The following is a 3,270-nucleotide window of genomic DNA, read 5'->3' as shown; positions in this document are numbered from 1 at the left end:
ATAATTGCTTTCGGCAATATATAGGTAGTTATTTTTTTTCTTGATGAAATTAAGATGATTAAAGGAAGCCCCGGTACCAACGCCATCAATAGACGGATGCGGACCCTGCTGCGCGGGATCATTTACCTGCCCGGCAATCAGTGAACCTATGCCGGTGGCCAGGGACACCCTGTCAATAATACATTTGTTCATTCTGGGTATATACATAACGCTATCTCCTTCTCCCAGTACAAAATTTACAAACGAATTATCGTACCCGTAAGAGAGTGCTATTTCCTCTGATCTTAAATCATATCTGTAAATTCCATAAATATTGCCCCAATAAAGATAATGTTCATCCTGTGAGACATCCAAACCTTTCACGCTTCCACCTGTATATAAGTCGACTCCTTTAGAAAGGAAGTTATTACTGTCTAAACGACATTGGGCTGTGTTGTAGCCATTTATACCGTTATAGGCAATTATACTTTGGTAGTCTATGATATATAAATGATTGCCTTTTACATTTAAATCACATACATCACCGGCATTACTGGTGGTATCATGAACTATTTCTACTACGTGCCCGATGTCATCATAAACAGGATTCGCATATGAAAAAATCATGGTAGATACATTCCCTGCTCTGTCAATCTTTCTTATTCTATAGTTCTGTCTATCGGCTACATATAAATTTCCTTTCTGGTCAAGGGCCAGTCTTGCAGGGTAATTAAACCTGGCAGATGCCCGCGGACCGTCTTCATAGCCGGCCTCGCCTCCTGCGAAGAGGGATTTCACACTATCTTTTATCATATAAATTTTATTACGCACGCTGTAAAAGATAGTGCCATCATCGGCGATGGCCATTCCTGCTATATGAGCTTCTACATCCATTAACGTAGTAACATTATAAGGAATGGTGTCGTTGTGATCGACAACAGGTGGCTGCGGTTCCTGTTCATGTTTACGGCAAGCTATGGTTGATACTAATGCCAGTATGAACAGAATGAAGGTTTTTCTCATGTTCTAAAAATACGGCTATTTTCGTTTGTAAAAACAAAATAGTTAGTTATCCAACCTGAAGCGGGCCGATCAAGGATGGCTTTGCATTTTTAATGATAACAGGAATCCGCTGAAATACAACTGAACTGGCATTACCCGCCCGGGCAATTAAATACCATAGCACACACTCCCATCACCATTCATCGTTTATTTATCAAAAATCGCAGGTCATAAGCGCCAGAAGTGCATTTTTTAAATGGGCCGGCAGCTGCGCCATAACATCAGACATTTCTCCCGCCGAAATATGAGTCATCAATACCCTGAATACTGCTGCCACTGCTATCGCAGCATTTTGCCGGTTATCAAAATCTCCGCAACCAGGTGTTCCGGCTGCATCATATAAATCCAGTAAAAACTCATCCCAGGTCCTGATACGTTCCTGATGACTTATTTTCCAGCCATCGACATACATTCCTTTGATAATCAAAGGCAACTGTGATATGAAATGAAGAGATTCCTCTGTACTTAAACATCGCCGCAATGTGTGCAGCGTACATCGTAATACATTGGCAGCTCTTTGTATATTTTCAGGCTCCCCGAGCCCGGCGGCCAGTTCACTCAGCAGTTGATTTCCTTTAGCTGAATAATGATCAAAATAACCTGCCATATTACTGATTTAGAATACTAATTTATTATCATGAAAGGTTAAAATAAATGATCTGTCTCACTCAGTAACGTGATTAAAATCAGGTAAACAACTAATAACTATCATTTAAACACTGCATACTTAACCATAATTTTAATATTACTAAAACAGGCATTCGCATGGGAACAAAACAGCCATCGCTATTGGTCACTAAAGCTTCAGGAACTACCGTGCCTTTTTCTGCGGAAAAAATCAGGCAATCCCTGAGAAAATCGGGAGCACGGCCAGACGTAATTGAAACGGTGCTGGATGAATTATACCGGCAAATATATCCCAATATACCCACCCGAATGATATATAAAATTGCCTATGGATTGCTGAAAAGAAAAGCAAAGGCTGTGGCAGGGAAATATCATTTAAAACAGGCCATATTTGAACTTGGGCCCTCCGGGTTTCCATTTGAACAGTATGTGGCCGAACTGTTCCGGCAACAGGAATTCACGGCAACTACCAACGAAATACTGGAAGGCCATTGCGTTAAACATGAAGTAGATATACTGGCGGTCAGGAATAAGGTTTCAAATATTATTGAATGCAAATATCATCACCAGCAAGGCGCCTTTTGCGATATAAAAATCCCGCTTTATGTTGAATCCAGGTTCAGGGATATCGAATGGCAATGGAAAAACACGCATGAAAAGACGCAACAGCAATGCGAAGCATGGCTCATTACCAATACCCGCTTTTCCACGGATGCGACGCAATATGCAGCCTGCATGGGATTACATCTCATGTCGTGGGACTTCCCCACCGGGGGAGGTCTTAAAGACATCATTTATCAGGCAGGCTTATACCCCGTAACCTGCATTACTACACTCACCAAGGGCGAAAAGAGCAGGTTACTGGAGAGAGGGATTGTTTTATGTAAAACACTGGCAGCGCATCCGTCATACCTGGAAGAATCGGGCATCGCTGCTTCCAGGAAAGACCTCGTAATGGCGGAAGTCGAAAATCTCTGCCAGGAATTTACTACTTCGCCCATATCTAAAAAAGAACCTCAGGTAATATCTGTAAAACCATCAGCATGAAAAATACAGTAAAAAAGATCCCCGGAGCGTTAGCCGAACTCCTGGAAATCAAAGATATCAGCACCGCCAATGTAGCGGCTATTCATGAGCATCTCGGCGTAAATAACATCAATGAATGCAGCACTGCTGTGGCCACCGGACAGCTGGATAACTTAAAAGGATTCAACCCAAAAAAAGTGGAAAATATCAGGCGCAGCCTGAAACTAGCCAAGGAAAACCGCTTCCAGCTATGGGAGGCACTGCTGGCAGCAGAAGAAATGTTGCGGGCGGCAAAACAATTCCCTGAAGTTGAAAAGGCAACGCTTACCGGCAGCCTTAGAAGAAAAAAAGATACAGTTGGCGATATAGATATATTACTACAGGTGAAAGCTTCACTCAGGAAACATTTTGTATATAAACTCAGCAGGTTACCTCTTGTATCCAGGGTTATTGCAGAAGGTAAGGAAAGAGTATGCCTTCTTTTGAAAAATCATATGCAGGTGGATATCCGGCTTACGGATCAGAAAAATTATGCCGCCGCACTTCTGTATTATACCGGTCCTGTATGGTATAATA

General features: G+C 42.1%; 2 protein-coding genes and 2 pseudogenes. 2 read left to right on the top strand and 2 right to left on the bottom strand.

Translation table 11 applies throughout. The features are described 5' to 3' along the window. Both VN105_RS17535 and VN105_RS17530 read right to left on the bottom strand, forming a co-directional pair. Window positions 1-1,002, bottom strand: a pseudogene (locus VN105_RS17535) (hypothetical protein); the annotation flags it as partial. Window positions 1,003-1,195: 193 nt separating this feature from the next. Next, window positions 1,196-1,648, bottom strand: coding sequence for a DUF2267 domain-containing protein (locus VN105_RS17530; protein ID WP_325642826.1), 453 nt, complete (start codon window positions 1,646-1,648; stop codon window positions 1,196-1,198). 158 nt (window positions 1,649-1,806) lie between these two features. Here VN105_RS17530 and VN105_RS17525 point away from each other — a divergent pair, with 158 nt between their 5' ends. After that, window positions 1,807-2,715, top strand: coding sequence for an ATP cone domain-containing protein (locus tag VN105_RS17525; RefSeq protein WP_325642825.1), 909 nt, complete (start codon window positions 1,807-1,809; stop codon window positions 2,713-2,715). Continuing rightward, a pseudogene (locus VN105_RS17520) lies at window positions 2,712-3,270 on the top strand (DNA polymerase III); the annotation flags it as partial. The gene VN105_RS17525 and the pseudogene VN105_RS17520, both read left to right, overlap by 4 nt.

Source organism: Chitinophaga sp. (genome assembly GCF_035564935.1).
Taxonomy (GTDB): Bacteria; Bacteroidota; Bacteroidia; order Chitinophagales; family Chitinophagaceae; genus Chitinophaga.
This window is presented reverse-complemented; position numbering and strand designations above follow the sequence as displayed.